The 2,957-nt window shown below is 52.6% G+C and carries 1 rRNA gene; it reads left to right on the forward strand.

What is annotated here, in order from left to right:
* Positions 1-30: 30 nt before the first annotated feature.
* Positions 31-2,938, forward strand: a 23S ribosomal RNA gene (locus ABIE29_RS23360).
* The last annotated feature ends 19 nt before the right edge of the window (positions 2,939-2,957 follow it).

The following is a 2,957-nucleotide window of genomic DNA, read 5'->3' on the forward strand; positions in this document are numbered from 1 at the left end:
TCTGTTTACAGAAACACCTTCGGGTTGTGAGGTTAAGTGACTAAGCGTACACGGTGGATGCCTAGGCAGTCAGAGGCGATGAAGGGCGTGCTAATCTGCGAAAAGTGTCGGTAAGGTGATATGAACCGTTATAACCGGCAATACCCGAATGGGGAAACCCAGTGTGTTTCGACACACTATCGTATGGTGAATACATAGCCATACGAGGCGAACCGGGGGAACTGAAACATCTAAGTACCCCGAGGAAAAGAAATCAACCGAGATTCCCCCAGTAGCGGCGAGCGAACGGGGAACAGCCCAGAACCTGAATCAGTTCTTGTGTTAGTGGAAGCGTCTGGAAAGTCGCGCAGCAAAGGGTGATAGCCCCGTACACTAAAATGCATTAACTGTGAGTTCGATGAGTAGGGCGGGACACGTGACATCCTGTCTGAATATGGGGGGACCATCCTCCAAGGCTAAATACTCCTGACTGACCGATAGTGAACCAGTACCGTGAGGGAAAGGCGAAAAGAACCCCGGCGAGGGGAGTGAAATAGAACCTGAAACCGTGTACGTACAAGCAGTGGGAGCACCTTCGTGGTGTGACTGCGTACCTTTTGTATAATGGGTCAGCGACTTATATTTTGTAGCAAGGTTAACCGTATAGGGGAGCCGTAGGGAAACCGAGTCTTAACTGGGCGAATAGTTGCAAGGTATAGACCCGAAACCCGGTGATCTAGCCATGGGCAGGTTGAAGGTTGGGTAACACTAACTGGAGGACCGAACCGACTAATGTTGAAAAATTAGCGGATGACTTGTGGCTGGGGGTGAAAGGCCAATCAAACCGGGAGATAGCTGGTTCTCCCCGAAAGCTATTTAGGTAGCGCCTCGTGAACTCATCTTCGGGGGTAGAGCACTGTTTCGGCTAGGGGGCCATCCCGGCTTACCAAACCGATGCAAACTCCGAATACCGAAGAATGTTATCACGGGAGACACACGGCGGGTGCTAACGTCCGTCGTGAAGAGGGAAACAACCCAGACCGCCAGCTAAGGTCCCAAAGTCATGGTTAAGTGGGAAACGATGTGGGAAGGCATAGACAGCCAGGATGTTGGCTTAGAAGCAGCCATCATTTAAAGAAAGCGTAATAGCTCACTGGTCGAGTCGGCCTGCGCGGAAGATGTAACGGGGCTAAACCATGCACCGAAGCTGCGGCAGCGACGCTTAGGCGTTGTTGGGTAGGGGAGCGTTCTGTAAGCCGTTGAAGGTGAACTGTGAGGTTTGCTGGAGGTATCAGAAGTGCGAATGCTGACATAAGTAACGATAAAGCGGGTGAAAAACCCGCTCGCCGGAAGACCAAGGGTTCCTGTCCAACGTTAATCGGGGCAGGGTGAGTCGACCCCTAAGGCGAGGCCGAAAGGCGTAGTCGATGGGAAACAGGTTAATATTCCTGTACTCGGTGTTACTGCGAAGGGGGGACGGAGAAGGCTAGGCTAGCCGGGCGACGGTTGTCCCGGTTTAAGCGTGTAGGGGGAGTGACCTGGTAAATCCGGTTACTTATCAACCCTGAGGCGTGATGACGATGCACCACGGTGCAGAAGTAGTTGATGCCCTGCTTCCAGGAAAAGCCTCTAAGCATCAGGTAACATCAAATCGTACCCCAAACCGACACAGGTGGTCAGGTAGAGAATACCCAGGCGCTTGAGAGAACTCGGGTGAAGGAACTAGGCAAAATGGTGCCGTAACTTCGGGAGAAGGCACGCTGGCGCGTAGGTGAAGAGACTTGCTCTCGGAGCTGAAGCCAGTCGCAGATACCAGCTGGCTGCAACTGTTTAATAAAAACACAGCACTGTGCAAACACGAAAGTGGACGTATACGGTGTGACGCCTGCCCGGTGCTGGAAGGTTAATTGATGGGGTCAGCCGCAAGGCGAAGCTCTTGATCGAAGCCCCAGTAAACGGCGGCCGTAACTATAACGGTCCTAAGGTAGCGAAATTCCTTGTCGGGTAAGTTCCGACCTGCACGAATGGCGTAATGATGGCCAGGCTGTCTCCACCCGAGACTCAGTGAAATTGAACTCGCTGTGAAGATGCAGTGTACCCGCGGCAAGACGGAAAGACCCCGTGAACCTTTACTATAGCTTGACACTGAACATTGAGCCTTGATGTGTAGGATAGGTGGGAGGCTTTGAAGTGTGGACGCCAGTCTGCATGGAGCCAACCTTGAAATACCACCCTTTAATGTTTGATGTTCTAACTCGGCCCCGTAATCCGGGGTGAGGACAGTGTCTGGTGGGTAGTTTGACTGGGGCGGTCTCCTCCCAAAGAGTAACGGAGGAGCACGAAGGTTAGCTAATCACGGTCGGACATCGTGAGGTTAGTGCAAAGGCATAAGCTAGCTTGACTGCGAGAGTGACGGCTCGAGCAGGTACGAAAGTAGGTCTTAGTGATCCGGTGGTTCTGAATGGAAGGGCCATCGCTCAACGGATAAAAGGTACTCCGGGGATAACAGGCTGATACCGCCCAAGAGTTCATATCGACGGCGGTGTTTGGCACCTCGATGTCGGCTCATCACATCCTGGGGCTGAAGTAGGTCCCAAGGGTATGGCTGTTCGCCATTTAAAGTGGTACGCGAGCTGGGTTTAGAACGTCGTGAGACAGTTCGGTCCCTATCTGCCGTGGGCGTTGGAAGATTGAGAGGGGTTGCTCCTAGTACGAGAGGACCGGAGTGAACGCACCACTGGTGTTCGGGTTGTCATGCCAATGGCACTGCCCGGTAGCTAAGTGCGGAAAAGATAAGCGCTGAAAGCATCTAAGCGCGAAACTTGCCTCGAGATGAGTCTTCCCTGGGCCTTTAAGGCCCCTGAAGGAACGTTTAAGACTAAGACGTTGATAGGCTGGGTGTGTAAGTGCAGCGATGCATTGAGCTAACCAGTACTAATGATCCGTGAGGCTTAACCTTACAACACCAAAGGTGTTTT

The sequence above is a fragment of the Serratia sp. 2723 genome (assembly GCF_050434425.1).
In the GTDB taxonomy this organism is placed as follows: Bacteria; Pseudomonadota; Gammaproteobacteria; order Enterobacterales; family Enterobacteriaceae; genus Chania.